The 2,326-nt window shown below is 50.5% G+C and carries 3 protein-coding genes and 1 pseudogene; all 4 read left to right on the forward strand.

What is annotated here, in order from left to right:
* Positions 1–450: pseudogene (locus ACSHWX_RS18325) on the forward strand (30S ribosomal protein S12 methylthiotransferase RimO); the annotation flags it as partial.
* 12 nt (positions 451–462) lie between these two features.
* Positions 463–1,488, forward strand: coding sequence for a hypothetical protein (locus tag ACSHWX_RS18330; RefSeq protein ID WP_435669651.1), 1,026 nt, complete (start codon positions 463–465; stop codon positions 1,486–1,488).
* Between the two features lie 171 nt (positions 1,489–1,659).
* Positions 1,660–2,052, forward strand: a complete 393-nt coding sequence (locus ACSHWX_RS18335) for a rhodanese-like domain-containing protein (protein WP_435669652.1) — start codon at positions 1,660–1,662, stop codon at positions 2,050–2,052.
* A 35-nt stretch (positions 2,053–2,087) separates the two neighbouring features.
* Positions 2,088–2,326, forward strand: a 239-nt coding sequence (locus ACSHWX_RS18340; RefSeq protein WP_435669653.1) for a hypothetical protein, incomplete at its 3' end; no start/stop codon positions are given.

The raw sequence follows: 2,326 nt of genomic DNA on the forward strand, positions 1-2,326 counted from the left end.
TGTCCTGATATCACGCTGCGGTCCACCTTTATCGTCGGCTACCCCGGCGAGACGGAAGCGGAATTTGACTATATGCTCGACTGGCTGAAAGAGGCCAATCTGGACCGTGTGGGGTGTTTCAAATATGAAAACGTCGCTGGCGCGCGCTCGAACGCGCTGCCGGACCACGTGGCGGAAGAGGTGAAACAAGAGCGCTGGGACCGCTTCATGGAAGCCTCGCAAGCCATATCAGAAGCCAAACTCGCCGCCAAAGTCGGTCAGACCATGCAGGTGATTGTAGACGATATTGATGAGGACGGCATCGCCACCTGCCGCACCAAAGCCGACGCGCCGGAGATTGATGGGAACTTGTTTATTGATGAGGGAACATCCACACTCCGTGTGGGGGACCTTGTCAGCGTTGAAGTTGATGAAGCGAACGAGTACGACCTTTGGGGTATTGTTACTTAAAAGAGTATTAAAATGGAAAAAATTAGCGTTCGGTTCACTGGTAAGTTAGCTGACTCCGGTAGATTACACTTCTACGAGTACGGTAGATATCAATATGCAAACGCTCGCTTTATCTCGACAATTGAGCATTTCAGACGCACTGGAAAAGTTGCAAATAGGATTACTGGCTCAGCCAAAATTGAGTTGTACGTTGAGCCAGCAGAACAAGGGAGTTTTGTAGAATCGATTGTCATCCCTGCGCTCCAGTCCGGAGCAGCAACCGCGATATCAACTCCTTTGACCCCTTTAATAGCATACATATGGCATTTACTTGTACCGCTTTCATTCCAGACTGAAAACGACATTGTAAAAATTGCTCAAATTCGCGCAGACGAAGAATCTATAAGATCAAGGGAAGAAACCGAGCGTACCCGCGAGCTAAGGAAAATTGTAGAAGCAGGGGCCACATCTACAAACAAGGCGTTAGATTTAGTTAGTTGGGCGCTTGGAGCCGGCAATACGCGCCTCGGTGGCGAAGGGTTACTGGCTCCAAGACTTCTTGAAATGAAACAAGAACTCGACGATGCTCAATCGCGAGAGAGCCTTTTCGCACAAAACCATGAAGAACTGTCACGCGTAGGAACCGACGACCTGCAAAAACTGCTCTCAAGAACAGCTTCAATTGTTCCTGAGATGGCAGTTCCAATGAATCGTTCTGCAGATTCAGCTGTTTTCAGTTCAAGTCACGCCACTTTACCCGTGCTGAGATTGGACCAGAGAACCGCTCAAATCATTTCTGCTAAGAAAATCAGTCCCGAAGTTCATCACTTGCTTGGACGAGTTCGTGCCTATGACGTCGATATAGGCGTTGGTAAATTTGTCTCTAGTCAATTCGAACGGCCACTAAATTTTACAGTACCACAAGCCACACGTGAATTTTGGAAAGACACCATTCTTGAAGCTATGAAAAAATCGGAAGTTTCTCTATTTGCGCAAAAGTATCTGGATCAGGCGGGACTTCCGACTTCGTTGCTATTTAACAGCATTTTGACAGAATAAAACGCCCCAGCGCCTGACCCTGGGTGGGTGCTTTAGCGCCCTCCCCTGTGTGCTTGCACACCTTTGGAGTGACGGGAGGGTCAGGCGCTGAGTGATGTTTGCATCACTCGGGTGAAACACTTGACGAACATGTTAGCATTATCCCAAGCTCGCCCCAAAAGGGAGCGCATCATGACCAAAACCTACCAAGACCTGCTGAGTGAGGCTTACGACCAGATCACCACGATCCCGACCGAGCTCGCTATCGATTTGGTCGAGGACCCAGATACTCTCATTGTCGATCTGCGCGACAGGCGGGAGCTGGAACGGGAGGGCAAGATCAAGGGCGCGTTTCATTGTCCGCGGGGGATGCTTGAGTTTTGGATCGATCCGAGCAGCCCCTATCACAAACCTGTTTTGGCAGAGGCGAAACAGATCGTGTTTTATTGTGCCTCCGCGTGGCGCTCTGCGCTGTCTGCGAAAACGGCGCAGGATATGGGGTTTGATAACATCGCCCACATTGAAGGCGGCTTTGGCGCGTGGCAGAAAGCTGGCGGCGCCGTGGAAAATGTCGCGGCGAAATAGATGGTTCTTTTACAGAAGCGCGCTAAGTTGAGGGTATGACAGAGCAAGCCCCAAAAGACCAAACAGCCGCAGATACGACGGGTGATCAGACAGCAAAGCAGACCACCGTGCTGTTCAACGCAGATTGCCCTGTGTGCAATTTCGAGATGTCTCATTACGCGCAATACGCAGATAAAAACGCCTTGCCAATTCGCTTTGACGATCTGAATTCTTGCGCTTTGCAGCGGTGGGATTTGACAGCGGATCAGGCGGCGCGCAGGCTTTACGTGGCCCA

This window comes from Maritalea sp. (assembly GCF_051251695.1).
In the GTDB taxonomy this organism is placed as follows: Bacteria; Pseudomonadota; Alphaproteobacteria; order Rhizobiales; family Devosiaceae; genus Maritalea.

What these genes read in the sequence shown, in the direction of transcription:
- ACSHWX_RS18330 (WP_435669651.1), top strand. Translation starts at nt 463, where the DNA reads ATGGAAAAAATTAGCGTTCGGTTCACTGGTAAGTTAGCTGACTCCGGT.
- ACSHWX_RS18335 (WP_435669652.1), top strand. Translation starts at nt 1,660, where the DNA reads ATGACCAAAACCTACCAAGACCTGCTGAGTGAGGCTTACGACCAGATC.